The 22150-nt window shown below is 60.7% G+C and carries 29 protein-coding genes, 2 other RNA genes and 1 pseudogene; 30 read left to right on the top strand and 2 right to left on the bottom strand.

Features of this window, described 5'->3' with window-relative positions; genetic code table 11:
* Positions 1-8: 8 nt before the first annotated feature.
* Positions 9-971: pseudogene (locus tag HB860_RS13110) on the bottom strand (iron-containing alcohol dehydrogenase); the annotation flags it as partial.
* Between the two features lie 248 nt (positions 972-1219).
* Complete coding sequence (locus HB860_RS13105) at positions 1220-1993, bottom strand: LexA family transcriptional regulator (RefSeq protein WP_180911496.1); 774 nt, start codon at positions 1991-1993, stop codon at positions 1220-1222.
* A 435-nt stretch (positions 1994-2428) separates the two neighbouring features.
* On the opposite strand from HB860_RS13105, the gene HB860_RS13100 reads away from it, so the two are divergent.
* The 30 genes from HB860_RS13100 (at position 2429) to HB860_RS12960 (ending at position 22149) form a co-directional block, all read left to right on the top strand.
* Entirely contained in the window at positions 2429-4642 is a 2214-nt protein-coding gene (locus tag HB860_RS13100; protein ID WP_247626927.1) for a DNA-binding protein, read from the top strand.
* Between the two features lie 41 nt (positions 4643-4683).
* Entirely contained in the window at positions 4684-5406 is a 723-nt protein-coding gene (locus HB860_RS13095; protein WP_010673988.1) for an AAA family ATPase, read from the top strand.
* Between the two features lie 44 nt (positions 5407-5450).
* Positions 5451-6056 carry a hypothetical protein gene (locus HB860_RS13090; protein ID WP_043133130.1) on the top strand — a complete coding sequence of 202 codons (606 nt, stop codon included), beginning with the start codon at positions 5451-5453 and terminating at the stop codon, positions 6054-6056.
* Positions 6040-6600 (top strand): transcriptional regulator, encoded by a 561-nt coding sequence (locus tag HB860_RS13085; protein ID WP_180911498.1) that lies wholly within the window; start codon positions 6040-6042, stop codon positions 6598-6600. The genes HB860_RS13090 and HB860_RS13085 overlap by 17 nt, the downstream gene beginning before the upstream one ends.
* 55 nt (positions 6601-6655) lie before the next feature.
* Positions 6656-6886 (top strand): hypothetical protein, encoded by a 231-nt coding sequence (locus HB860_RS13080; RefSeq protein ID WP_124813042.1) that lies wholly within the window; start codon positions 6656-6658, stop codon positions 6884-6886.
* A gap of 32 nt (positions 6887-6918) precedes the next feature.
* A complete protein-coding gene (locus HB860_RS13075; protein ID WP_247626926.1) occupies positions 6919-7539 on the top strand; it encodes a DUF3164 family protein in 621 nt (206 codons plus the stop codon).
* A 14-nt stretch (positions 7540-7553) separates the two neighbouring features.
* A complete protein-coding gene (locus HB860_RS13070; RefSeq protein WP_247626925.1) occupies positions 7554-7751 on the top strand; it encodes a hypothetical protein in 198 nt (65 codons plus the stop codon).
* Between the two features lie 2 nt (positions 7752-7753).
* An RNA gene (locus HB860_RS13065) (hammerhead ribozyme type II) lies at positions 7754-7823 on the top strand.
* An 8-nt stretch (positions 7824-7831) separates the two neighbouring features.
* Positions 7832-8521, top strand: coding sequence for a DUF2786 domain-containing protein (locus HB860_RS13060; RefSeq protein WP_247626924.1), 690 nt, complete (start codon positions 7832-7834; stop codon positions 8519-8521).
* 108 nt (positions 8522-8629) lie between these two features.
* Positions 8630-8842 (top strand): hypothetical protein, encoded by a 213-nt coding sequence (locus tag HB860_RS13055; protein WP_247626923.1) that lies wholly within the window; start codon positions 8630-8632, stop codon positions 8840-8842.
* Positions 8841-8915: hammerhead ribozyme type II (locus tag HB860_RS13050), an RNA gene on the top strand. Before HB860_RS13055 ends, HB860_RS13050 begins: the two co-directional genes overlap by 2 nt.
* A 40-nt stretch (positions 8916-8955) precedes the next feature.
* On the top strand, positions 8956-9186 hold the full coding sequence (locus HB860_RS13045; RefSeq protein ID WP_247626922.1) for a hypothetical protein: 231 nt from the start codon (positions 8956-8958) through the stop codon (positions 9184-9186).
* 149 nt (positions 9187-9335) lie between these two features.
* Complete coding sequence (locus HB860_RS13040) at positions 9336-9917, top strand: gp16 family protein (RefSeq protein ID WP_247626921.1); 582 nt, start codon at positions 9336-9338, stop codon at positions 9915-9917.
* Positions 9910-10338, top strand: coding sequence for a Mor transcription activator family protein (locus tag HB860_RS13035; protein ID WP_247626920.1), 429 nt, complete (start codon positions 9910-9912; stop codon positions 10336-10338). Before HB860_RS13040 ends, HB860_RS13035 begins: the two co-directional genes overlap by 8 nt.
* 168 nt (positions 10339-10506) lie before the next feature.
* Positions 10507-11397: a hypothetical protein gene (locus HB860_RS13030; RefSeq protein WP_247626919.1), complete on the top strand. Its 891-nt coding sequence runs from the start codon at positions 10507-10509 to the stop codon at positions 11395-11397.
* 83 nt (positions 11398-11480) lie between these two features.
* On the top strand, positions 11481-12068 hold the full coding sequence (locus tag HB860_RS13025) for a glycoside hydrolase family 108 protein (RefSeq protein WP_247626918.1): 588 nt from the start codon (positions 11481-11483) through the stop codon (positions 12066-12068).
* Positions 12065-12376 (top strand): hypothetical protein, encoded by a 312-nt coding sequence (locus HB860_RS13020; protein WP_247626917.1) that lies wholly within the window; start codon positions 12065-12067, stop codon positions 12374-12376. The genes HB860_RS13025 and HB860_RS13020 overlap by 4 nt, the downstream gene beginning before the upstream one ends.
* The gene (locus HB860_RS13015; protein WP_124813754.1) at positions 12369-12590 is read left to right on the top strand and encodes a hypothetical protein; all 222 of its coding nucleotides are present in this window, start codon (positions 12369-12371) and stop codon (positions 12588-12590) included. The genes HB860_RS13020 and HB860_RS13015 overlap by 8 nt, the downstream gene beginning before the upstream one ends.
* Before the next feature lie 14 nt (positions 12591-12604).
* Positions 12605-12832: a TraR/DksA C4-type zinc finger protein gene (locus tag HB860_RS22205; RefSeq protein ID WP_124813752.1), complete on the top strand. Its 228-nt coding sequence runs from the start codon at positions 12605-12607 to the stop codon at positions 12830-12832.
* Positions 12813-13115, top strand: coding sequence for a DUF2730 family protein (locus HB860_RS13010; RefSeq protein WP_124813751.1), 303 nt, complete (start codon positions 12813-12815; stop codon positions 13113-13115). The genes HB860_RS22205 and HB860_RS13010 overlap by 20 nt, the downstream gene beginning before the upstream one ends.
* A complete protein-coding gene (locus HB860_RS13005; protein ID WP_124813749.1) occupies positions 13112-13408 on the top strand; it encodes a VpaChn25_0724 family phage protein in 297 nt (98 codons plus the stop codon). Before HB860_RS13010 ends, HB860_RS13005 begins: the two co-directional genes overlap by 4 nt.
* Before the next feature lie 2 nt (positions 13409-13410).
* Complete coding sequence (locus HB860_RS13000; protein ID WP_124813747.1) at positions 13411-13986, top strand: DUF3486 family protein; 576 nt, start codon at positions 13411-13413, stop codon at positions 13984-13986.
* Positions 13986-15545: a terminase large subunit domain-containing protein gene (locus HB860_RS12995; RefSeq protein ID WP_247626916.1), complete on the top strand. Its 1560-nt coding sequence runs from the start codon at positions 13986-13988 to the stop codon at positions 15543-15545. The genes HB860_RS13000 and HB860_RS12995 overlap by 1 nt, the downstream gene beginning before the upstream one ends.
* A complete protein-coding gene (locus HB860_RS12990; protein WP_247626915.1) occupies positions 15545-17116 on the top strand; it encodes a DUF935 domain-containing protein in 1572 nt (523 codons plus the stop codon). Before HB860_RS12995 ends, HB860_RS12990 begins: the two co-directional genes overlap by 1 nt.
* A complete protein-coding gene (locus HB860_RS12985) occupies positions 17116-18585 on the top strand; it encodes a phage head morphogenesis protein (RefSeq protein WP_180911515.1) in 1470 nt (489 codons plus the stop codon). The genes HB860_RS12990 and HB860_RS12985 overlap by 1 nt, the downstream gene beginning before the upstream one ends.
* A 19-nt stretch (positions 18586-18604) precedes the next feature.
* Entirely contained in the window at positions 18605-18805 is a 201-nt protein-coding gene (locus tag HB860_RS12980) for a hypothetical protein (RefSeq protein ID WP_043159992.1), read from the top strand.
* Positions 18805-19251, top strand: coding sequence for a phage virion morphogenesis protein (locus HB860_RS12975; RefSeq protein WP_247626914.1), 447 nt, complete (start codon positions 18805-18807; stop codon positions 19249-19251). The genes HB860_RS12980 and HB860_RS12975 overlap by 1 nt, the downstream gene beginning before the upstream one ends.
* Positions 19252-19453: 202 nt before the next feature.
* Positions 19454-20599 carry a phage protease gene (locus HB860_RS12970; protein WP_247626913.1) on the top strand — a complete coding sequence of 382 codons (1146 nt, stop codon included), beginning with the start codon at positions 19454-19456 and terminating at the stop codon, positions 20597-20599.
* Between the two features lie 54 nt (positions 20600-20653).
* A complete protein-coding gene (locus HB860_RS12965; RefSeq protein WP_247626912.1) occupies positions 20654-21562 on the top strand; it encodes a Mu-like prophage major head subunit gpT family protein in 909 nt (302 codons plus the stop codon).
* A 104-nt stretch (positions 21563-21666) separates the two neighbouring features.
* Positions 21667-22149: a Rho termination factor N-terminal domain-containing protein gene (locus HB860_RS12960; RefSeq protein ID WP_247626911.1), complete on the top strand. Its 483-nt coding sequence runs from the start codon at positions 21667-21669 to the stop codon at positions 22147-22149.
* The last annotated feature ends 1 nt before the right edge of the window (position 22150 follow it).

Genomic DNA, 22150 nt, shown 5'->3' with positions numbered 1-22150 from the left:
GGCGCGTCTCACATGGCGGCGCGGAAGATGGCGACTATCTCCTCGTGGCTTGCCTGCCTGGGGTTGGTGAAGCCGCAGGCATCTTTCAGGGCGTTGCTGGCCAGCACGTCGAAGTCATCGGCCCTGACCCCGAGCTGCTCCAGCCCGGCCGGGATCTTCACATCCAGCGCCAGCTGCTTGATGGCGGCAATCGCCGCCTCGGCACCCTGCGCGTCGCTCATGGCGCTCACGTCCACCCCCATGTGGCGGGCCACCTCCTTGAGGCGGGCGGCGATCACCCGGGCGTTGTAGGCCTGCACGTGGGGCAGCAGCACGGCGTTGCAGACCCCGTGGGGCAGGTCATAGAAACCACCGAGCTGGTGGGCCATGGCGTGTACATAGCCGAGGCTGGCGTTGTTGAACGCCATGCCGGCCAGGAACTGGGCGTAGGCCATCTGCTCGCGGGCCTGCAGGTCGTCCCCCTGGTTGACGGCGGTGCGCAGGTGCTTGGCAATCAGCTTGATGGCCATCACGGCGCTGGCATCGGTGACCGGGGTGGCGGCGGTGGAGACATAGGCCTCGATGGCGTGGGTCAGGGCATCCATGCCGGTGGCGGCGGTGAGACCGGCGGGTTTGGCCAGCATCAGCTCGGGATCGTTGACCGACATCAGCGGGGTGACGTGCTTGTCGATGATGGCCATCTTCACCTGACGGGTCTCGTCGGTGATGATGCAGAAGCGGGTCATCTCGGAGGCGGTACCGGCCGTGGTGTTGATGGCGATGAGTGGCAGCTGTGGCCTGGCGGAGCAGTCCACCCCTTCGTAATCCTGGATGCTGCCCCCGTTGGTGGCCACCAGGGCGATGCCCTTGGCGCAGTCATGGGGGGAGCCGCCCCCGAGGGAGATGACGCAGTCGCAGCCATGGGCCTTGATCATGGCCAGACCGGATTCCACGTTGCTCATGGTGGGGTTCGGCTTGGTGTCGTCGAAAACTTGTAACCGACCACAGAGAATGAAAAAACCGGGAGCAGCCGAAAGCAAGTGGGATCTCGTGGGACAAACTCAAGGCTGATAAGGCTTAGAGGGGGATCGGGAGGTTCTAGGCGCGGGCGGCGCCAAAATGAAAGTTCATGGACGGTCTTCGGGGGCGTTGCGCCAAAAATGAAAACCCAGGGCGGGTGGTCGGCAATGCAGTTTGGGGTTTAACTCGGCGTTTAAACCCCATTTTGAAGCGGCCCAGGTTAAAAAAAATCGTGTCCCAGCCAGACTACCTTGCCGATGATGCTCAATGACTCCAGCTCGTTGGGGAGCACGGAAAGCGTCTCATACCCTGCCTTGTTATCGCTGATGATATTTACCCCACCATCGACCCGCTTCTGCAGCCGCTTGGCATAGAGCTCATCCCCCAGGCGCAGCACGAACAGGCCACCGTCCTGGATCTGGTTGCGGCTCAAATCCACCAGGATGGAATCGCCGGAATGGATAGTTGGCTCCATGCTATCGCCCTTGGCAAAGACGACGGCCATGTTCTCCGGGTTCAGCTGACGGAACTTAAGCCACTTGCGGCGAAAGGCCAGCTTGCGTTTAACCTCATGCTGGTCATTGAACGAACCGTGGCCAGCACTGACAGCAATGTGGTACCCGTCAATCAGTGCGTACTCTTCATCGAAATCAGCCCATCGAGAATCAACAGACGCTTTCTCCTCTGGCTTATCAGTGCTGTACACCGCGACAGACTCTTGCAGTGCCTGCCACTCTCCATTGGCTGTCTCGCCTGAGAGTAGCCAGACCAGATCAATCCCTCTTGCTCGCGCTATCGCGAGAGCATCATCAGCCCTAGGAATTCGACCTTTTAAAAAGGCTCTTACTGCGCCCTCTGAGAGCCCGATCTCTTCTGCGAATGAACGGACGCTTTGGGTTCCTATGACCTCAGTTAAACGCTCAGGGAAGGATCCGATCCCACGCCTAAGAAACGGATCTGTGTTTCCGATCTGGTCCTCGCTTTCCGATTTCATATTTTCCCTTTTAGTTCAGTCACTTAGCTTTATTAATTGTGATGCGTCCCTTTGTGCGAATTGGAAGCGTACATTTATCAATATCGTTGATTGACGTGCGCACGAAACGGATCAATAATCACGATTGTTCGCAGTGCGTATAAAAGTGAAGTGTACGCAATGCGAATAACCGACGGATATTAACACGGAATGAACCGATGGAAATACGAAGCGCGAAACACATACACGGACATCTGGTAGCCAAAGGCTCCAGTTGTCGTGCGTGGGCTATTGAGCGTGGCTACAACCCACGGACAGTCCAGCTCTATGTTCAAATGTACGCGCCTGATACGGGGCGCTCGCCCCGGCCTCGTTCCCTTGCCGAGGAAATCATGAATGCACTGTATGAGTTCATAGGTTATGAGCAAGCGCAGAAGTCAGGTGAGGAGCGAGACGATGAGTGAATGGCTCACTTCCATCAAACTGGCCGGCTTGCCTGGCCTGCCGGCGACTGATCGTGCAATTCGGATCCGGGCGAACAAGGAGCAATGGACATCTCGGCCAAGAGCCGTAGGTAAAGGCAGTGAGTACCACATCAGCTCATTACCCGCAGAAACCCGGCGCTACCTGGCAGAGCAGGCTGTTGCCCTGCAGGGACAAACGGTGACCGATCATGCGGCCGGTGGCAAGGCGATGGCCAAGCTGCTTGCTCGTGAAGTGCCAGTGAAGCCGGATGCGGGGCGCAAATTGCTGACCCTGGGCGCTGCCGCCCGCAAGAAGGTAGATGCCCGGCTGTTGATCCTGCAGGCCGCCGATCTCTTCCTGGCTCCTTATCAAGCATGTCAGCAAGGGGAGGTGGGACGCCGCGCCTTTATCGAGGCATACCGCACCCGCAGCCTGTCACTACCTGTGAGCGTCTATGAGCAGCAAAAGCCGTTCAGCCTGATCACCTTGCGGCGCTGGCAAGGCACCCTGGCCGATGCCGGCCCGGCGGCACTGGCAGGCAACTACCAGCGGGAGCGGCCATCCAGCGTCGAGCAAAGCCCGGATCTGGCCCGGTTCCTCACGGCATTAATCACCGCCAAACCGCACTTGGCCAACAAGTGGGGGGCGCTGCATGAGTTGGCGACCCAGTACAGCGAGATGAACCAGCTTGGCTGGCAGATCCCCAGCCAGTCCTCCTTGCGCCGCTGGCTGGTCAAGTGGTTGGCAGAGAACAAGGTGGCCTTTACCTATGCCACCAACCCCGACGCTTACAACAACAAGTACCGCACTGCCATCGAAGAGATGTACCCCTGGATGGGCCAGCCCAACGACGTCTGGGAGTTCGACAGTACCCCTGTCGATGCCATGTTGGTGGAAGGCCGCCACAGCATTATCGCGGTGATCGATGTGTTCACCCGTCGGGTGCGGTTGCTGGTGGCCAAGACCTCATCGAGCGAGGGGATCTGCCTGCTGCTGCGCAAGACCCTGCTGACCTGGGGCACCCTCAACGACAACGGGGTGATGCGTACCGACAACGGTTCCGATTACGTGAGCCAGCGGGTCATGTCCATCTGCACCCTGCTCGGCATGAACGTCAGCCGATCCAACGCCTATTCGGGATGGGAGAAGCCGCATATCGAGCGCTTCTTCCGCACTCTTTCCCACGGTCTGATCGAGTTGCTGCCCGCCTATATCGGGCACTGCGTGGCCGATCGCCAAGTGATCGAGGCTCGCAAGAGCTTTGCCCAGCGGCTGGAGGAGAAGCGCAAGCCGGATGCGGAAAAAGAGATCTACGAACTTGCCATGACAGCCGGCCAGTTACAGACCCTGCTCGATGATTGGCTCGATGCTCGTTATCACAACCGCAAACACAGCTCACTCGGGATGACCCCCAACGAGAAGTACCAAATCGCCCGCTATCAGCGCCGCGCGATCGTCGATGAGTCGGCGCTGGATCTGCTGCTCAACCATATCGGTGAGGCCACTGTGTCCAAGGGCTTCATCAAGGCCGGCGGCCTCAAGTACAGCGCCCCGGAGTTACTGGAGAACAGTTGGAAAAGCCAGCGGGTCAGCGTGTTCCTCGACCCGAGCGATGTGGGCCGGGCCATCTTGTATCGCACTGGCGACTGGAACGAGCGGATCGAGGCCGTGAACCTCGACCTGCTGGGGAACGGGGTGAGCCCGGATGCCTTCCGCGCCGCCAAGCGTGCCGATGCCAAGGCGCTGGCGAGTTTTCGCCGCGAGATGCGCAGCCTCGCCAAGACCTTCGGCATCAACGAGCTGCATCAGGATGTGGTGCGCCACTTCGTTGACCAGGCGCGTGATGTTGCCCAGTTCCAACGTAGTGATATCGGGCTCGATAACCCGGCATTGGCGGCGCTCTCAGGCATTGCTGCACCCAGTGAGCCTGCCCAATTCAGCGCGGCAGAGCTGGCTGCGATAGAAGCTCGCCGTGAGGCGAAAGCAGCCCGTGTCCAAGCGACAGCAGGACAGGAGTCCAAGGTGCTCAAGAGCGAATATGACCGAGCAATCATTCTGGCCGAGAAGGAGTTGGATACCCCTCTGGAAGGGTGGGAGAAGGAATTTCTGACTAAGTACCTCTACAGCCACAAGCTGATGGCGAAACGGATTATCCGCCATCTGGAAAGTATCAGGGCCACTCGCAACGCCCAGGCAAAAGGTTAACGAGCGGCCCTGTAAAACAACCTCATAAGGACAAAAAGACTATGAAACACAAGATCGTTGAAGTCAAAAACATGATCAAGACCGAGCAGTTGCTCGACAACCTGCTCAACCGTTCCAGCATCGTGCCGGGCATCGGGTTGATCCACGGTCCTTCCGGCTTTGGCAAGACCACCGCCGTGGAGTGGCTGTTCAACCAGGACGAGGTGAACGGCATCTATGTGCGCTGCTACAAGGCCGACACCGTGACCAGCTTGCTGGAGCAGATCGCCAAGGAGATCGGCATTCCCCAGCGCCACAACCTGCGGGCCCAGGTCGATAGCATCGTCGAAGCGGTGCGGGCCGAGGAGCTGGCCATCTTCGTGGACGAGGCGGATTACGTGGTCGGGAATGCCCGCATTATGGAGACCCTGCGCGATATCTATGACGCCACCGAACAGCCGCTGATCCTGGTGGGGATGGAGGAGATTGCCCGTCGCATCAGCCAGCGCAAGCAGCTGTTTAACCGCATCTCTCAGTGGATCGAATTCAAACCCGCCGACCTGGAAGATGTCTCCCTCATCGCCAACGAAATGCTGGAGGTGGACGTGGAGATTGACGACGCCCTGCTGGACCTCATTCGCAAACGCTCCAACGGGGTGGTGCGCACCATCGTCTCGGCCCTGGACAAGATAGAGAAGATGGCCATGGCCTCTGATGCCCGGATTATCCGGCTGGAGGACGTGGACGCCAGCGAACTGCTGCATGACGTGCGCCGCAGCCGGTAGCCGCGAGGACCAGCAAATAACAACAAAGCACGGGAGGGATACCAGTGGTTGATATCAACGATAAGTCCAAGACGGAAGAGGCTTGGTTGTGGATGTGTAAACAGGACTCGTTCGATATGAGTGAGTTACTCGCAGCGACAGACGTTAAGCAAGCAAATTTATATGCGCTGATGCGTCGTTGGTTAGCGAGCGGCCATCTCAGTTGCGTTGTTGAAGGGCCATTGCGCCAAAGAGAGGTGTTTGGCTGCAATCGGTATCAAGTTTCGGATGTGAATGAACCACCCAAATTTGGCACCAATCAAGGAACTTGCATCTCTCGGAAGAAGCGGAAAAGCCGGCGCAAGACCAGCCAACAAAAGATGTGGAACACCATGAAAATCAGTCGGGTGTTCACGTTGACGGAATTGGCGATGACCTCGAATTCAACCAGTAACCATGCAGGCGTCTATGCAAAGGCGTTGGCTAAGGCTGGTTACGTAAAAGTTCAGGCCAAAGCCATGCCACATCGTGGAGAGGTCGCCAAGTACCAGTTGCTGAGAGATACAGGTCGCTTTGCCCCCATTGTCCGCCAAAACGGTTGCTGGGATCAGAATCAGCAGCGGCTCTATCCGTTCCTGGTTGAGGAGGAGAAACATGGACACGTGGCTTGAGGTATTGCAAGCCGAAGTCGGGGCCAGCTCGTTGTCCGTGGTGGCCGAGAAACTCGGTCTGTCCCGCACCACGATAAGCCAGGTCTGCAACGAGAAGTACCCAGGAGATCTGGCCCGGGTGCAGAAGCTGGTGGAAGGCAATCTGATGGGACACAAGGTGACCTGCCCCATTCTAGGGGAGATCCCGGTACATCAGTGCCTGGCGTTTCAGCGCCGAAGAGCGGACGAGGTCGGGACCAGACCGATGGATATCAAGCTCTGGAAAGCCTGTCACAGCGGCTGCCCCCATAGCCAGCTCAGTGAGGATCAGCAACTGCGTCGGCCGATGCGCCTGGCCGTCGAACAGGTTGGCAGAGGCGTGGAGAAGGGCACCCGCTATGACGCCGAGGCCACCCTCTCCAGGTTGCGCCGCCAAGCGAAAAGCGATGGCGAGAACGCCAGCAGCAGCTTGCGCATCTTGGCTGAGCTGCTGGCCGAGGAGCTCAAGATCCTGGGCATCAAATACAACCGGCTGCTCGACAAGGTTGAGAAGCACGGCCAGTAAACCAGCGGGCTCGGGGTGTGCAGTGGGCCCAGTGAGACATCACAAGGAGAACGGGATGAACAGAAATCTGCAGAAGACCGCCGAGCAGTTGCGGGTCTGGCTGACGGCGAAAGGGTGCAAGGTGAGTACCAGCCGGGTATGCCATACCCCCTTGCTGGCGGTGACTGGCCCCTTGCCCGAAGCAATGACCAAGCGGGCAGTGTGGGGGCGGGAGTGCCTCGCGGGTGTGGTGCGGGATGTCGCCATCGTGCGTTTCGGTGGTTGCCTGCTGCACTGGCGCCAGTAAGAGAACCAACGGGATTTATCAAGGAGAGCCTCATGCAAGAAGCACAGACCAGCAACACGACCCCGATGCGGCAGAACGCCCAGGGGCACTGGGTACCGGAAACCCTAATCGCCCCAGCGGACAAACTGCGCGATGAGGTGGTGATGGCCATCATCGCAGCGGCCCGCGAGCAGCGCTCATTGCTTGCCGCCTTCAAGATCGACGCCATGCAGCAGATCGCCGACTTTGTGGACCTCTCGGCCGAGCAGTACGGGGTGGCCTGGGGCGGCACCAAGGGCAACGTCACCCTGCTCAGCTTCGACGGCCGCTACAAGCTCGTTCGAGCGGTGGGGGAACACCGCAAATTTGATGAACGGATCCAGGCGGCCAAGGTGCTGATCGATAGCTGCATCGAGCGCTGGAGCGACGGTGCCAGCCCTAAGCTGCGGGCCCTGGTGGACCACGCCTTTAGGGTTTCAAAGGCCGGTCATATCGACGTCAACCAGGTGCTCTCCCTGCGTCAGCTCAACATCGAGGACGCCGACTGGGAGCAGGCCATGCAGGCGATCGCCGATGCCATCCAGGTGACCGGTACCAGTCAATATCTGCGGCTCTACGAGCGGGACGGTCAGGGCCGTTACGTCCAGATGAGCCTGGACCTGGCCAAGTTGTAAGGGAGGAGTGCGCGATGGAAATCAACGTAGAACAGGCCGAACAGCAACTGCAGTTGTGCGAGCAGATAGGCGAAACCGAAGGCACCTGCTACCCCGATGACACCTATGAGGATGGCATCAAGGCAGCCCTGTTGTGGGCCCTGGGATTGGGTCCGGCACCCCTCAATGCAGAGGACTATCAGGGGCTGATGCCGCTGCAGTTTGATCAGTGACAGTGCGAAACAGGGTGGCCATGCCGCCCTGTCTGCCCGGCGTGGTGGTCGGGTACTGATGAGCAGCCAGGGATGAACAGATGAACAAACGAATCTTAGGGAAGATCAAGAAGCTGATGGCCTTGGTGGAACGAGGAAACCCGCACGAGTCGGCCAACGCGCTCAAGAAGGTACAAGCGCTGATGGCAGAACACCAGCTATCCAGCGAAGACGTGGCCCTGAGCGGTATTGATACCGCCAAGGTCAAGGCCGCCAACCGCAGCGAGCGCCAGCCTAAGTGGAGCAACATGCTGGCCGGCGTCGTGAAGGAGGCGTTTGGTGTGGAAGTCGTATTCAGTCGCGCTTGTCTGATGGGTCACATCACCGCTCAGGTGATGTTTATTGGCCCAGCCGAACGGGTCGAGATAGCCGGTTATGTCTACACCGTGCTGGCGCGTCAGCTCAAGGTCGCCCGTAGCGAGTACATCGGCACCCTGAATAAACGTATCAAAACCAGCACCAAGACAGCCCGTGCCGATCTGTTCTGTGAAGGCTGGTGCAATGGGGTGTGGCACAAGGTCACCGCCCTGGTGCCGACCGAGCAGGAGTGCCAGCAGGTTGCCCAGTACATCGAGAAGCATCACCCGCATCTGACCACCGGTAAGTCTCGCGAAGCAAAGGCCACCAAGCGCGACCAGTCTGCATCCCTGCAGGGCTGGATTGCTGCGAAACAGGTGGAGCTCAATGCCGGGGTTGGTGGAGAGGAACAAGCAAAGCTGGGGGCTGCATGAACCGTGAAGCGGCCTTCTGGCTGCTGGTCAACGTGGCCGCCGCCGTTTATGGGGCATTCGTTGCCGGTCTGTTCACCGGCCTGTTTTTGGTCAACTGAGGAACCGGATATGGAGAACGTGAAAGCACTGCTCAATACCAGCGTGGCCGATGCCAAAAGTTCCCTGGAATGCCAACTGATGAGCAATCCACGGCAGGCCTTAGAGGAGGCGCAGTTGGCCGTTGACTTTATCAACGAGTACGGCACGGCTACCAGCCAGAAATCCAGGCTGGCCATGCTGACATCCATCATCAACAAAGCCCGCAAACAGTTATCTCACTAAGCGAAACCATCCCGAGCGACCGCTCGGGATGGTCTGCCCGGCGTGGTGGCCGGGTACTGATGAGCAGCCGACCTGGGCCCAGGTCTTCACCGCCTCGAACAAGGAGCACGGCGATGACCAAAACAGAGATGGATATTCGGCTTACCAAGATATTCAGCGCGGCCGCCATTGCACAGGCGACCCCTGATAAACGGGCTGTGTGCAGACAGCTCAAGCAGTTTGATAGAGAAGCTCGTGCCCAAGGGCTGTTTGCCCTGGCAGGAGAGGCCAGCCAGATGCGCTGGCAACTCGTGGCAGAGCTGCAGCAAGCCAGATCAGCAGAGGTCAGTCATGGCGGCGTCTAATTGGCAGGGCTTGCTGGCCTATGTGATGAAGTTCGGCCCATTTAGCCAGCAAGGCGCCGAGCATTGGCTCGATCGTCATTGTCCGCAATGGCGTAGTGGGAGCGACGTGGTCGCCGGCCAGATCTGGGTGGCAAAAGTGGGGAGAAATCATGACAGCAAACAATGAGCGTACCCGCTTGATCCGGTTGGTACAGGTGGGCCGCCGCTCCCTGGGGCTGGATGAGGAAACCTATCGAGAGCTGCTGGCCCAGCAGAGTGGCAAGCGCTCGGCGGCAGAACTGACGCTGCAGGAGTTGGACAAGGTGCTGCTGGCCATGAAGGGTGCAGGGTTTAAACCGACCGTTAAACGTGCCGTAAACGGGGGTAAACCAAAGCGTTTAAGCCCGGCTCGCGGCGCCCCGACTAAGACCGCCGAGATAGGCGTGATCCGGGCTATCTGGATCACCATGCACCGCCATGGCCTGCTGCGTGATGGCAGCGAGACGGCGCTCAATCACTATGTGGAGCGTCAGACGGTGCGGATCAACAACGGGGTTGGTGTGGCCGAAGTGGCCTGGCTCAGCGAGGCGCTGGCTTACCCGGTACTGGAGTCCCTCAAAAACTGGCACAAGCGGGAGATGGTTAAGGCGCTGCAGGCGGCCAAGAAAACTGTCCCCATCAATGAGAAGACAGGGCGGGTGGCAGGCTATCAGGCCGTTCTCGGGGCGTTTGAGGAGATACAGCATGGATAAGAACCTGGACTTGTTTGCCGACGATCATGAGTCGCTGGGTCAGTTGGTGGACCGGTTGGATCAGATCCCGGCGGCCGAGCTGACTGCCAAATGGCCCAAGGCACTGGCCGAGTTGGTTGATGTTTTGGCCTGCGAATTGGGCCGAGGTGGAATGGCGCCGGAGCTGGCCCGAGCTCAGGCCCGCAAGTTGGCTCTGGTGCAGGCCCACTATATGGGGGGCCGAGCGTATTACATCCCCACGGGTGATCACCTCAAATCCGCCCTGCGCGACCGGGCCATTTGGGATGAGTTCAACGGCCGCAACATCGACCAGCTGGCTCGCAAACATGGGCTTTCGGTGCCCCAGACCTATGCGGTGGTGGCAGAGCAGCGGGAGCTGACAAGACGACGGAACCAGTTCGACCTGTTCGGCTATCAATAGCGATGGCCCTCACGTTACGAACAAACCCCGCCTAGGCGGGGTTTTCATTTATGTTCAGTTGAGGATAAATGGGGTATTCATTGATAAAACCAAGTTCCGTCAGATAACATCGGCGGCCGATAAATCGTTACACTGAAAGCGAGAGCTTTGATGGCAGATGAGCAAGACATGAAATTCAGATTCTTTTACGATGGCCCAGCGTTACAAGGGCATCAAATGGATGTGAAGGTTATTGCTCCTGCGTTAATGGCTATGGGGCAACTACTAGAACAGGCCAACAAACTGGTTAATGGCCCCAAGTCGCGAGTGCAAGCGCGTGTTGATGCATCGTTTATCGCGGGTTCTTTTGGGGTCGATATTGCTGTGGTCGCCCCTGATCTTTGGCAACAGACCAAGGATATGCTTTCTGGCAATGATGCGACTGCCGTACTCAATTTGATTGCGTTCCTAGGTCTAGGTGCTGGCTCGGTCAAAGGGTTGGTGCATCTCATCAAGTGGTTACAGGGTCGCGCAATCGATAAAGTTGAGGTCGTGAATCAAGATTTTGTGGTTGTCATAGTGAATGAGCAAAGGCTGAAAATCGACCGACCAGTGCTTGATCTGTATCGTTCTTATGAAGTGCGTCAATCACTTGAAGGTGTTATGGCACCTCTCGCTGAAGAGGGAATTGATACCTTCTCTACCGGAGTTGAAGGTTCACCTAGTGTTGAAGTGTTGAAATACCAGCGTGAGTGGTTTAACTCGCCGATACCAGGTGATGTACAGCCAGAAAGTACCAGTGGTACAGGGTTGTTCAGACTGGTCTCTTTGACGTTCAAAGATGACAATAAATGGCGTTTTCATGATGGCACAGCAGAAATTTATGCAGTGATGGCGGATGAGCATTTCTCAACCAGGGTTGCCATGGGACAAGAGGCGTTTTGTAGCGGGGATACACTCCGAGTCAGATATACCAAAACACAATGGTTAGATGGCAACAAGATAAGGTCTGAATACAGAATTGACGAAGTATTGGAGCACATATCCGCTTATCGTCAAATCCCCATCAATTTTGAATAAGTATTAGCACTAACCCACCATAAACCCGCCCTATTGAGGCCCCTCGGTACGCTGCGATAACGCAGTTAATCGAGGGGCCTTTTATGTTGCCTGATACCTATCCCATAGCGCTTGCCTGGTTGCTTCGTCCCGATGTGGAAGGGGGCGAGGTCAACCACCCGGCCGACCGGGGCGGCCACACCAAGTTCGGCATGGCTGATGCCGCCGACGGCAAGAAAGACGGCATGCTCGATCTCGATCGCGATGGCCGGACAGATATTGCCGTCGGCGATGCGACCCCTGCCCATGCCCAGCTGTTTTACCGAGCGAACTACTGGCTGCCAGCCCGTTGCGACAGGGTTGATAGCGTCTGCCCGCTGATTGCCATCGCCCTGTTCGACGGCGCCGTGCATCACGGTCCTGGTCGCTCGGTGCGCCAGTTACAGCAGGCGCTTGGCGTCTTGGCCGATGGGTTACTGGGCTCCCATACCCTGCGGGTGCTGGCCGCCAAGACGGGGCAAGACGGTGGCCGCGCCCTGTTGCTTGCGCTGCTGGAGATCCGCGCCGGCTTCATGCTCGGCATAGTGCGCAAAGACCCGAGCCAGTGGGCCAATGCCCATGGCTGGAGCAACCGCCTGCTGCGCCTGCAGAGCTACCTGCTCTCTACCCGGTTCGGGGAGGGGGCTGCATGAGCAAACCTAGCCTCATCAACAAGCGTCGTCAGGCGTTGCAAGGGATCCAGGCCGCCGGCTATTTCGGTATCCCTGAACTCAAGAACCCCCGTTACATCGCCTGCTTCAAGGAAGGGCGCCGCGCCCATCTGAAAGCCTATCTGGCCGAACCCGCCCCCACGGACCTGGAGACGATCCCGCTCTACAGCCATCACCCCACCCGACAGTCCCTGTTTGCCCAGGGCTGGCGGTCGGTGGGCGAGCTGGATCGCCTGCGGGCCCGTGCCCGTCATACCCCACCTCTACAGAAGGAAGCCCGTCATGCCTGATTCCCTGTTACCCCAAGCAAAGCCTGCGCTCAAGAGCCGCGCCGTGATCGGTGGCGTCATCGCCGTAGGAGCTGGTATTGCCGGCCTGTTCGGCGTACCGGTCGATGCCGGTACCCAAGCCAGCCTGGCTACCACCGTCGTGGATCTGGCCAGTGCCATCGGTGGCCTGATGGCCATCTGGGGGCGTCTCAAGGCGACCCATGTCATCAAGTAGGCCAGGAGACTCCTTTGAGCGACCCCATAGACCGCGCCCAGCAGCTCGATGCCGAGCGAACCGGGCGCCTTATTCAGTCCCATCAAACAAGGGCAAGGCCCCATGGGGATGGCATCTGCTGCGATTGCGATGACGCCATCCCGCCCTTGCGCCTTGCAGCAGAACCTGGTGCCGAGCGTTGCATCGAGTGCCAGACCCTATTCGAGCGCAAGGAGGCTGTCCGTGTGGGAATTCATCGTTAAGAACTGGGGCCCGCTCTATGCGTTGGCCAGTCTGGTGGGGCTGGTGGTCATCATCTTGCTCTCCAAGACCTACGCCAAACGCGAAGACCTCACCGGTCTGACAGAGCGGGTGCAGCGGGTGGAGCAGGTGCTGACCGATCTGCCGAGCGAGCGGGAGCTGCACAAACTGCAGCTGGAGATCAGCGAACTTCGCGGCGAGCTGCGGGAGATGAAGCCGGACCTGCGGCAAAACCGTCGCCTTGCCGAGCTGCTGCTGGAAAATGAACTCAAGGAGAAGGCATGAGCATTCAAGGAATATTGGACGCCCAGCAACGCCTGGTGATCTTGCGCTCTCTGCTCGATATCGGCGGGGCGGCCAACGAGTCGATCCTTAACGATTGCCTCGATCAGTTGGGCACCGGCCGGGTGTCCCGGGACAAGGTCAAGACCCTGCTGGCCTGGCTGGAAGAGCAGGGGCTGGTGCGCATCGAACGCCTCGCCCAGGTGCAGGTGGCCCATCTCACCGGTCGAGGTCAAGATGTGGCCGAGGGGCGGTCCAGCGTGCCCGGCGTCAAGAAGCCCAGGGCGGAGGATTGACCATGGCCGAGAAACCGACCCGGGGCCGCCCCAACAAGATCTGGCTGCTGCCCGAGACTATCCGCGATGCCCTCAACGCCATGCTGCGGGATCGGGCCAACAGCCAGGCCGCCATCCTGGACGAGATCAACGGCCTTATCGAGGGGGCGGGGTTACCCGATGACCTCAAGATCTCCCGCTCTGGGCTCAGCCGGCACGCCAGTCAGGTGGAGCAGGTGGGCCAGCACCTGCGGGACTTGCGGGAGACTACAGCGGCACTGACCTCCCAGCTTGGTGACAAGCCGATGGGGGAGACCACCAAGCTCATCCTGGAACTCGGCCGCTCCCAGTTGTTCAAGGCGATGCTGGCCCAGGTGCAAAACCCGGAGGAGGCGGTGGATATCGACATGCTGAAAAACGCCATGCTGGCAGCTCAGCGGCTCGAATCCACCGCCATGCAGAGCCACAAGCGGGAGAAGGAGATCCGCCAGGCCTTTGCCGAGGAGGTGGCCGAACGTACCTCGGCCATCGTTATCCAGGCAGGCCTGAGCGGTGAAGCCGCCGCCGCCCTTCGCCGCGAAATACTGGGGATTGCCTGATGACCGCCATTGCTCAGACCCCTATCGCCCAGCAGTTGGCCCAAACACTCGGTACCGAATACAACCCCGACGAGGTGCTACTGCCCTACCAGCGCATCTGGATTGCCGACGAAAGCCCGCTCAAGATCGCCGAGAAGAGCCGCCGCACCGGTATTACCTGGGCGGAGGCGGCTGATGCAGCTCTGACGGCCTCCAAAGCCAAGGCGGCCGGCGGCTGCCACCACTTCTATGTGGGCAGCAACAAGGAGATGGCCCGCGAGTTTATCGACGCCGTGGCCATGTGGGCCAAGGCCTACAACAAGGCGGCCGGTGAGATCCAGGAGGCGGTGTTCACCGACGACGAGGACAAGGCGATCCTCACCTTCGTGGTCTATTTCGCCTCTGGCTTCAAGGTGCAGGCGCTCTCCAGCAACCCCTCCAACCTGCGGGGGATGCAGGGCAATGTGACTATCGACGAAGCCGCCTTCCATGATCGGTTGGCCGAGGTGCTCAAGGCTGCCATGGCGCTCACCATGTGGGGGGCCAAGGTGCGCCTTATCAGTACCCACAACGGCGTCGATAACCTGTTTAACCAGCTGATAAACGACAGCCGGGCGGGTCGTAAAGACTATTCCATTCACACCATCAGCCTGGACGACGCCTGCCGCCAGGGGCTCTATCGCCGCATCTGCCAGGTCAAGGGCACACCCTGGACACCGGAGGCCGAGGAGAGCTGGAAGGCTGGGCTGCTCAAGGCCACCGCCACCGAGGAAGACGCGTTGGAGGAGTATTTCTGCGTGCCCAAGCAGAGCAGCGGCGTCTACATCAAGCGCACCCTGATCGAGCGGGCCATGCAGCCGGATATCCCCATCCTGCGCTTCACTTCCCCTGCGGACTTCGAGCTGCAAAGCGAGGAGACCCGCAAGGCGGTGGCGGAGATCTGGTGCGAGGAGAACCTCAAGCCCTGCCTGGAAGCCCTCGATCGCAGCTGCCGCCATGTGCTCGGCGAGGATTTTGCCCGCAAAGGGGATCTCTCGGTGTTTGTCCCGCTATCCATCGCGGCCAACCTGCGCAAGCGGGTGCCCTTCGTAGTGGAGCTGGTCAATGCCCCCTATGAGACCCAGCGCCAGATCCTCTTTTACCTGCTGCAGGGGCTACACCGCTTCACGGCGGCCGCCTTCGATGCCACCGGCAACGGCGGCTATCTGGCAGAAGCTGCCCGGCTGCGCTGGGGTGCCAGCATGATCGAGTGCGTGATGCTGAGCGACCCCTGGTACCGGGAGTGGATGCCCAAGCTCAAGGCAGAGTTCGAGGACGACAACCTGATGATCCCGCGCCATGCGGACGTGCAGGACGACCTCGGCAAGATCCAGGTAATCAACGGTATTCCCAAGATCGACAAGGGCAAGAACACCGGCCAAGGCGGCCAGCAGCGCCACGGCGACTTTGCGGTGGCGTTGGCCATGGCCGTGCGGGCGAGTTGGATGGAGGGGGGCGCCATCGAGTTCACCCCCTTACCAGGTAAACGCGATTCAGAGCGCAACGACGACTATCACCGATATGAGAGAGGGGGTTGGTAATGGCCGGACTCATCGACATTCATGGCAACCCGCTGCGCCTGCAGAAGGTGCCGCAGACCGAGAACGACGCCAAGCTGGCCCAGTTGCGTCGTCACTACAGCGAACACCCCACGGTGGGGCTCACCCCGGGCAAGGCTGCGGCAGCGCTGAAAGAGGCGGAGGAGGGGAGCCTCATCGCCCAGTGCGAGCTGGCCGAAGACATGGAAGAGAAGGACGCCCACCTGCAGAGCGAGCTCGGCAAGCGGCGCCGGTCCCTGCTCGGGGTGAGTTGGACCATAGAGCCGCCCCGCAATGCCACCCCCGCCGAGCAGCGCGACTGCGAGATGATCCGCGAGCTGCTGGAGGACTTCACCTGGTTGGATGATGCCATCTTTGACGCCACCGATGCGGTGCTCAAGGGGTTCAGTGCCCAGGAGTTCAGCGGCTGGGAAATGGTGGAGGGGCTGCAGCTCCCCAAGGGCATCGTCTGGCGCGATCCCGCCTGGTTCCAGACCCACCCGGATGACTGGAACCAGTTACGGCTGCGGGACGGCAGCAAGGAGGGGGCTGCCCTCAATCCGTTCGGCTGGATCATGCACAAGGCCAAGTCGAAATCCGGCTATCTGGCCCGCACCGGCCTTATCCGCACCCTGGTCTGGCCCTTCCTGTTCAAGAACTACAGCGTGCGGGATTTGGCCGAGTTCCTGGAGATCTACGGCTTGCCGGTGCGTCTGGGAAAATACCCGGAAGGGGCCACCGAGAAGGAGAAGGCGACCCTGCTGCAGGCGGTGCTCTCCATTGGCCACAACGCGGGCGGCATCATCCCCCGGGGGATGGAGATCGAGTTCCAGAACGCAGCCAATGGCCAGGCCGATCCCTTTGTGGTGATGATGGACTGGTGCGAGCGCTCCATGAGCAAGGCCATCCTGGGGGGCACCCTGACCAGCCAAGCCGACGGCAAGAGCTCGACCAATGCGCTCGGCAACGTGCATAACGAGGTGCGCCAGGAGGTGCGGGATGCGGACCTTCGCCAGCTCGCCGCGACGCTGACCCGGGATCTGGTCTATCCGCTGTTTGCCCTGAACGGCAAGAGCTTCCAGGGGCCTCGCCGCTGCCCGCGCCTGGAGTTTGACGTGACCGAGCCCGAGGACATGCGCGATCTGGCCTATCCGCTGCGGGCCCTGGTGGGCATGGGGATGCAGATCCCGGCGCAGTGGGTGCGGGACAAACTGCAGATCCCGGCGCCCAAGGAAGGGGAAGAGGTGCTGGTCATCGTCGATAAGCAGGCAGGGGCCGGGGAGGCGGCTCTCAGGGCGCAAGGGTTGGCGGCGCTGGCGGCAAAGTCCCCTGTCCAGGGTGATAACAACGACGCCCAGCTTGACCGCCTGCAAGCGGAGGTTGCCCCGTTGCTTGCCAGCATGACAGATGCCGTCCAGGCACTGGTGATGCAGGCCACCACCCTGGAGGAGATCCGGGATGGCTTGCTGGTGCTGGAGCCCAACCTCAGTCATGACGAGCTGGGGGCCCTGCTGGCCCAGGCCATCGCCGCCAGCGAACTGCTCGGCATGCTGGAGATGGAGGAGGGCAACTGATGCCCGTTCGTTACGGCAGTCTGCCGTTCAAGGAGGCGATCGCCTTCTTCCGCCAGAAGCTCGATATGCCGAGTGAGCGCTGGGCCGATGTGTGGCGGGATGCCCATAACCGCGCCTTTATGGTGGCGGGGGCGACCAAGACGGACTTGCTGGCGGACCTGCGCGGCGCGGTGGACAAGGCGATCAGCGAGGGGCAATCCCTCGGCGCGTTTCAGAAGGCGTTCAAGGAAGTAGTGGCCCGCCACGGTTGGGAGCACACCGGCCCAGCCTCCTGGCGCTCTCGCGTCATCTTCGAGACCAACCTGCGCCAGAGCTACAACGCCGGGCGTGATGACCAGATTGAGCGCATCAAGCACAAGCGCCCCTATGCGCTCTATCGCCACGGCGACTCCGAGCACCCCAGGGAACTGCATCTCAAGTGGAACAACCTGGTGCTGCCGGTGGACCATCCCTGGTGGGATACTCACAGCCCCAGCAACGGCTATGGCTGCAAGTGCAAGAAGTTCCTGCTCTCCGAGGCGGATCTCAAGCGTCGGGGGTTGACGGTGGGCCAGGCACCGGATGACGGCGATTATGAGTGGGTGGACAAGGCGACCGGGGAGATACACAGGATCCCCCGTGGCATCGACCCCGGTTTTGACTACCGGCCGAAGACCCCGGCCGCCCTGACCGAGGCCGTGGCCAAGCGGGAGGCGGCGAAACCCGCGCTGGCCGAGCGCTTGCCGCAGCGGTTGGTGGAGAGCGCGTTTTCGACGGCCAAGGGGGTAACGGCGCAGGGGGTCAGCGATCTGCTGGCCCAGCTACCCGCACCCCAGCGCGAGCCCTTGGCGGCCTTCCTCAAGGCGCACCCAATCAAGACCCTGTTTATCAAGCAGACCGAGATGGGGAAGGGGGCCGCGAGCTTGAAAGTGGCTCCAGCGATAGGTGAGTATCTAGGGATCAACCCCAGCAATGTGAGGTCTTGGTACACCACGGCAGGGGCTGCAAGGACCAATGGATTCACCTTTGCACAGGCCGACCACGTTGTGATCAAAGTTGCAGCGGGCGATAAACTTAAAGAGGTGGATATGCAGGCGGTACAGGCTGCTGCCGCCCAGGTCATCGCGGATGGCAAGGCCAACCGGGGCCCACGAGCATGGCGGCCACGAGGCACCAGTGGTGATACCTTCCATCTACACTGGAGTGTGTCAGCCAATGTGGGTGAGACAGTGGGGTCTGCCTCACAACGGATATCTACTTGGTTGCACGAACTTGGTCACCAGGTACATTTCTGGGCCGGTGAGCCAGATCTGAGTGGCGGGCCGCTGCTGACCGAGTATGGTAGCAAGAGCAAGCGAGAAGCAGCCGCAGAGGCATTCGCTGCCTGGATGCTGGCGGGTGAACAACTGGCCGAGCACTATCCTGCGCTGGCTAAACAGGTGGAAGCGATGCTGACCAAGGCGGCGCAGGCCACCACCAAAGGCAGATGAAGGTGATATGGAACGAGAAATGAAGCTATTGGAGCAAGCCAATGCCCTGTTCGAGAAAGGGGATCTGCTCACACTCACCGATGTTCAGACCCTGGAAGCGCTCTGCGCGCAGGCATCTGGCAAGGAGGCGGAGTACCTGGGGGATCTCTGGTCGGCTGCATTGCTTAATTCCGATGAGCAGGCATTTGCCTACATGACCCAGATCGAGGATGAAGCCTGATGGCCGGGAGCTTTATCGCCATCAGCCACCACGGGGTGGCTGATGCCCATGAGTTGCTGGCCCGGCTCTATCAGCGCACCGGCGATTTGAGCGAACCCCTGGCGGATATCGGCGAGGGGCTGGCGCTCACCCACCGGGATCGCTGGGATGCGCAGGAGACCCCGGAAGGGGAGCCCTGGGCCCCCCTCTCGGACAAGTACCGCGCCCGCAAGCCGCGCCATGCCGACGAGGTGCTACGCCTCAACGACGATCTGCGCGACACCCTCAACTATCAGGCCGATCCCCAGGCCCTCTACTTCGGCACCCCGCTTGAATATGGCGCCGCTCATCAGTTCGGCCGCCCCGAGATCAACCTGCCCGAGCGCCCCTATCTGGGGCTGTCAGAAGCAGACCAGCAGAGCGTGCTGGAGACGCTGGAAGGCTATCTGACGGCGGACGCGCCCTAAGCCTCTGAGTGCGTTTACGGGGATAGGGCCGGTGCGATGGCATGGCCCGTCCGCTCTTCGCACAGCAAAACGGTGTTTAAACACCATTAAACAGTACCGGCACCCCCTGCTGTTGCAGTAACCCACCATAAACCCCACCCCTCGCTCTCCTCCCTGACACTGGCGCCAGTGATTTTTGCTGTGACCAGCCGGAGTGAGAGTGATGCCCCCATCTGCGATTGCCGTGGCCATCTTGAATGCCAGACCCACCACCCTGGGGCTGGCTGTGCTCGATGCGGCGCTTAGTCCCAGTGACGACGGTTGGCACCAGTTGCTGCCGGTGGGCCCGTTCAAGGCCCGCGATGGCCGCCCCTTCGATGTTCCTGGTGGCCACTGGCAGCTCGACAGGGCCATCGCCACCACCCTGATCAACCGTGCCAAGGCGCTCGGCCAAGACATCCTCATCGACTACGACCACCAGACCCTCCATATCGAAAAGACGGGCAAGGAGGCCCCGGCCGCCGGTTGGTTCAACGGTGACGAGATCGAATGGCGCGAGGGGCTGGGCCTCTTTATCAAACCGCGCTGGACGGATCGTGCTGCTGCCATGGTGGACGCCAAGGAGTACCGATTCCTTTCAGCAGTCTTTCCCTATGACGCCCAGGGCCGCCCGCTGGAACTGCGGATGGCAGCCATCACCAACGATCCCGGTGTGGTGGGTATGCAGGCTCTGGCGGCGCTCAGTGCGCTACCCGCTTCCCAACCCGGCCAGCTGGCCACCCCCGCCCATGCGGTACACAAGGAGACTCCCATGAATGAACTGCTGAAAAAGCTGCTGGCCAAGCTCGGTATCGAGCTGACCGGTGACCCGACCGACGAGCAACTGCAGAAGGCGCTCACCGAGATCGACAGCCTGCAGGCCAGTGCCAAGAAGGCGCCGGAGCTGGAGGCAGCGCTCTCGGCTGAAAAGGCCTCGCTGGCCGCGCTCAAGGCGCAGCCGGGCGGCCAGGTTGACCTGGCGCAATTCGTGCCTGTGGCGACCTATAACGCCCTGGTCACCCAGGTGGCGTCCCTGACCGCCCAGGTGGACACCACCGACGCCGCGACCCTCATCAAGGAGGCCCGCACCGCAGGCAAGGTGGTGGCGGCCGAAGAGGAGTACCTGACCGCCTACGCCGCCCAGAAGGGGGTGGCCGCCCTCAAGGCGCTGCTGGAGCCGCGCCCGGCTATCGCCGCGCTCACGGCGAGCCAGACCTCTGCCGTCACCCTGCCGGAGAAGAAGGGCGATGCCGTGCTCTCGGCCGAGGACAAGTACGCCGCCGACCAGCTCGGCATCAGCCACGAGGACTTTGCCAAGGCCAAGGCCTGAGCAAGCCCCGCTTCACGCGAAGGCAGTTCCGTTTAACCAGAGAAGGAATAGACCATGGCCATGATTACCCCTGCGCTGCTGCAGTCCCTCTTCACCGGCTTCAAGAAGAACTTTGAAGACGCCAAGAGCGAAGCGCCGAGCCAGTACACCAAGATCGCCACCGTGATCAAATCAACCACCAAGTCCAACACCTATGGCTGGCTCGGCAAGTTCCCGTCCCTGCGCAAGTGGGTCGGTGATCGGGTGATCGAGTCGCTGAAGGCGCACGGTTACCAGATCGTCAACGAAGACTTCGAAGCCACTGTGGGGGTCGATCGCAACGATATCGAGGACGACGAGCTGGGCATCTATGCCCCGATGTTTGCCGAGATGGGGCGTTCGGCCGGGGTGCATCCCGACGAGCTCTGCTTCGGCCTGTTGGGGGCTGGCTTCACGACCCCTTGCTATGACGCTCAGTATTTCTTCGACACCGACCACCCGGTCTACCCCAAGGCCGATGGCACCGGCACCCCGGCGCTGGTGGCCAACCTGGTAGTGGATGCCGGCTACAGTGGCGAGCCCTGGTTCCTGCTCGATACCAGCCGCGCCCTCAAGCCGGTTATCTTCCAGGATCGCAAGTCGCCGCAGCTCATCGCCATGACCAAGGTCGACGACGAGGCGGTGTTCACCCGCAAGGAGTTCCGCTATGGGGTGGACTGCCGCGATGCCGCCGGTTTCGGCTTCTGGCAACTGGCGTTCGCCAACAAGCGGGCGCTGACCCCTGACAACCTGTGGGATGCCTTCTCCAGGATGCGTGCTTTCGAGGCTGACGGCGGCCGCAAGCTCGGCATCAAGCCGACCCTGCTGGTGGTGCCGGCCTCCCTGGAAAAGCTGGCGACCCAGATGCTGGAGCGTGAGCTCTCCGAGAACTCCAGCAACGAGCTCAAGGGCAAGCTGGAACTGGTGGTGGCTGACTACCTGTAAGCGACACCGAGCTGTTTAACGGCGGGGTTAAGCGAGCGCAGTGTGGACGTTTAACCCCCGTTTAAACCGGATCCTGGATTGAACGAGACAGAGGGAAACATGAGATGGAACACGAGATGGAACAGGCTATTCGAGTTGGCATCACATCAACGGTTCGTCAGCTCTATTATCGCGCGGGCCTGGCGATTGCACCTGGCAAGTCTGAGCTGGCTGTGTCGTCTGTGCAGTGCGAGACCCTGGAGGCCGATCCGCGCCTGGTGGTCACCCGCCTGGGTCAAGACGTCGCCCCTGCGACGACTGATGCACCGCAGACGGGCCGGGATCTGGACGCAGCAGTGGGCGGCCTGACCGGCTCGGGCTATCTGGCGGGCGTCGCCACCCTGGATGGCAAGGTCACCCCGTTGGCCGAGATGAAGGTCGATGAGCTGCGCGAACTGGCCGTGGAGATGGCGATCCCGGGCGCCGCCAGCATGAAGAAGGCCGAGCTGGCGGCTGCCATTGCGGCGATTGAGGTGCAATACCCGGTCAAGGACGAGGCTGGTGCGACCACTGAGCCGCCTGCCGACCCCGTGGCCGAGGGCGCCTGAT

This window comes from Aeromonas genomosp. paramedia, from assembly GCF_023093515.1.
In the GTDB taxonomy this organism is placed as follows: Bacteria; Pseudomonadota; Gammaproteobacteria; order Enterobacterales; family Aeromonadaceae; genus Aeromonas.
This window is presented reverse-complemented; position numbering and strand designations above follow the sequence as displayed.

Bases quoted from the DNA above. Each gene is read 5' to 3' on its own strand.
- HB860_RS13105 (WP_180911496.1), bottom strand. From the start codon at position 1,993: ATGAAATCGGAAAGCGAGGACCAGATCGGAAACACAGATCCGTTTCTT.
- HB860_RS13100 (WP_247626927.1), top strand. From the start codon at position 2,429: ATGAGTGAATGGCTCACTTCCATCAAACTGGCCGGCTTGCCTGGCCTG.
- HB860_RS13095 (WP_010673988.1), top strand. From the start codon at position 4,684: ATGAAACACAAGATCGTTGAAGTCAAAAACATGATCAAGACCGAGCAG.
- HB860_RS13085 (WP_180911498.1), top strand. From the start codon at position 6,040: ATGGACACGTGGCTTGAGGTATTGCAAGCCGAAGTCGGGGCCAGCTCG.
- HB860_RS13080 (WP_124813042.1), top strand. From the start codon at position 6,656: ATGAACAGAAATCTGCAGAAGACCGCCGAGCAGTTGCGGGTCTGGCTG.
- HB860_RS13075 (WP_247626926.1), top strand. From the start codon at position 6,919: ATGCAAGAAGCACAGACCAGCAACACGACCCCGATGCGGCAGAACGCC.
- HB860_RS13070 (WP_247626925.1), top strand. From the start codon at position 7,554: ATGGAAATCAACGTAGAACAGGCCGAACAGCAACTGCAGTTGTGCGAG.
- HB860_RS13060 (WP_247626924.1), top strand. From the start codon at position 7,832: ATGAACAAACGAATCTTAGGGAAGATCAAGAAGCTGATGGCCTTGGTG.
- HB860_RS13055 (WP_247626923.1), top strand. From the start codon at position 8,630: ATGGAGAACGTGAAAGCACTGCTCAATACCAGCGTGGCCGATGCCAAA.
- HB860_RS13045 (WP_247626922.1), top strand. From the start codon at position 8,956: ATGACCAAAACAGAGATGGATATTCGGCTTACCAAGATATTCAGCGCG.
- HB860_RS13040 (WP_247626921.1), top strand. From the start codon at position 9,336: ATGACAGCAAACAATGAGCGTACCCGCTTGATCCGGTTGGTACAGGTG.
- HB860_RS13035 (WP_247626920.1), top strand. From the start codon at position 9,910: ATGGATAAGAACCTGGACTTGTTTGCCGACGATCATGAGTCGCTGGGT.
- HB860_RS13030 (WP_247626919.1), top strand. From the start codon at position 10,507: ATGAAATTCAGATTCTTTTACGATGGCCCAGCGTTACAAGGGCATCAA.
- HB860_RS13025 (WP_247626918.1), top strand. From the start codon at position 11,481: ATGTTGCCTGATACCTATCCCATAGCGCTTGCCTGGTTGCTTCGTCCC.
- HB860_RS13020 (WP_247626917.1), top strand. From the start codon at position 12,065: ATGAGCAAACCTAGCCTCATCAACAAGCGTCGTCAGGCGTTGCAAGGG.
- HB860_RS13015 (WP_124813754.1), top strand. From the start codon at position 12,369: ATGCCTGATTCCCTGTTACCCCAAGCAAAGCCTGCGCTCAAGAGCCGC.
- HB860_RS13005 (WP_124813749.1), top strand. From the start codon at position 13,112: ATGAGCATTCAAGGAATATTGGACGCCCAGCAACGCCTGGTGATCTTG.
- HB860_RS13000 (WP_124813747.1), top strand. From the start codon at position 13,411: ATGGCCGAGAAACCGACCCGGGGCCGCCCCAACAAGATCTGGCTGCTG.
- HB860_RS12995 (WP_247626916.1), top strand. From the start codon at position 13,986: ATGACCGCCATTGCTCAGACCCCTATCGCCCAGCAGTTGGCCCAAACA.
- HB860_RS12990 (WP_247626915.1), top strand. From the start codon at position 15,545: ATGGCCGGACTCATCGACATTCATGGCAACCCGCTGCGCCTGCAGAAG.
- HB860_RS12985 (WP_180911515.1), top strand. From the start codon at position 17,116: ATGCCCGTTCGTTACGGCAGTCTGCCGTTCAAGGAGGCGATCGCCTTC.
- HB860_RS12980 (WP_043159992.1), top strand. From the start codon at position 18,605: ATGAAGCTATTGGAGCAAGCCAATGCCCTGTTCGAGAAAGGGGATCTG.
- HB860_RS12975 (WP_247626914.1), top strand. From the start codon at position 18,805: ATGGCCGGGAGCTTTATCGCCATCAGCCACCACGGGGTGGCTGATGCC.
- HB860_RS12970 (WP_247626913.1), top strand. From the start codon at position 19,454: ATGCCCCCATCTGCGATTGCCGTGGCCATCTTGAATGCCAGACCCACC.
- HB860_RS12965 (WP_247626912.1), top strand. From the start codon at position 20,654: ATGGCCATGATTACCCCTGCGCTGCTGCAGTCCCTCTTCACCGGCTTC.
- HB860_RS12960 (WP_247626911.1), top strand. From the start codon at position 21,667: ATGGAACACGAGATGGAACAGGCTATTCGAGTTGGCATCACATCAACG.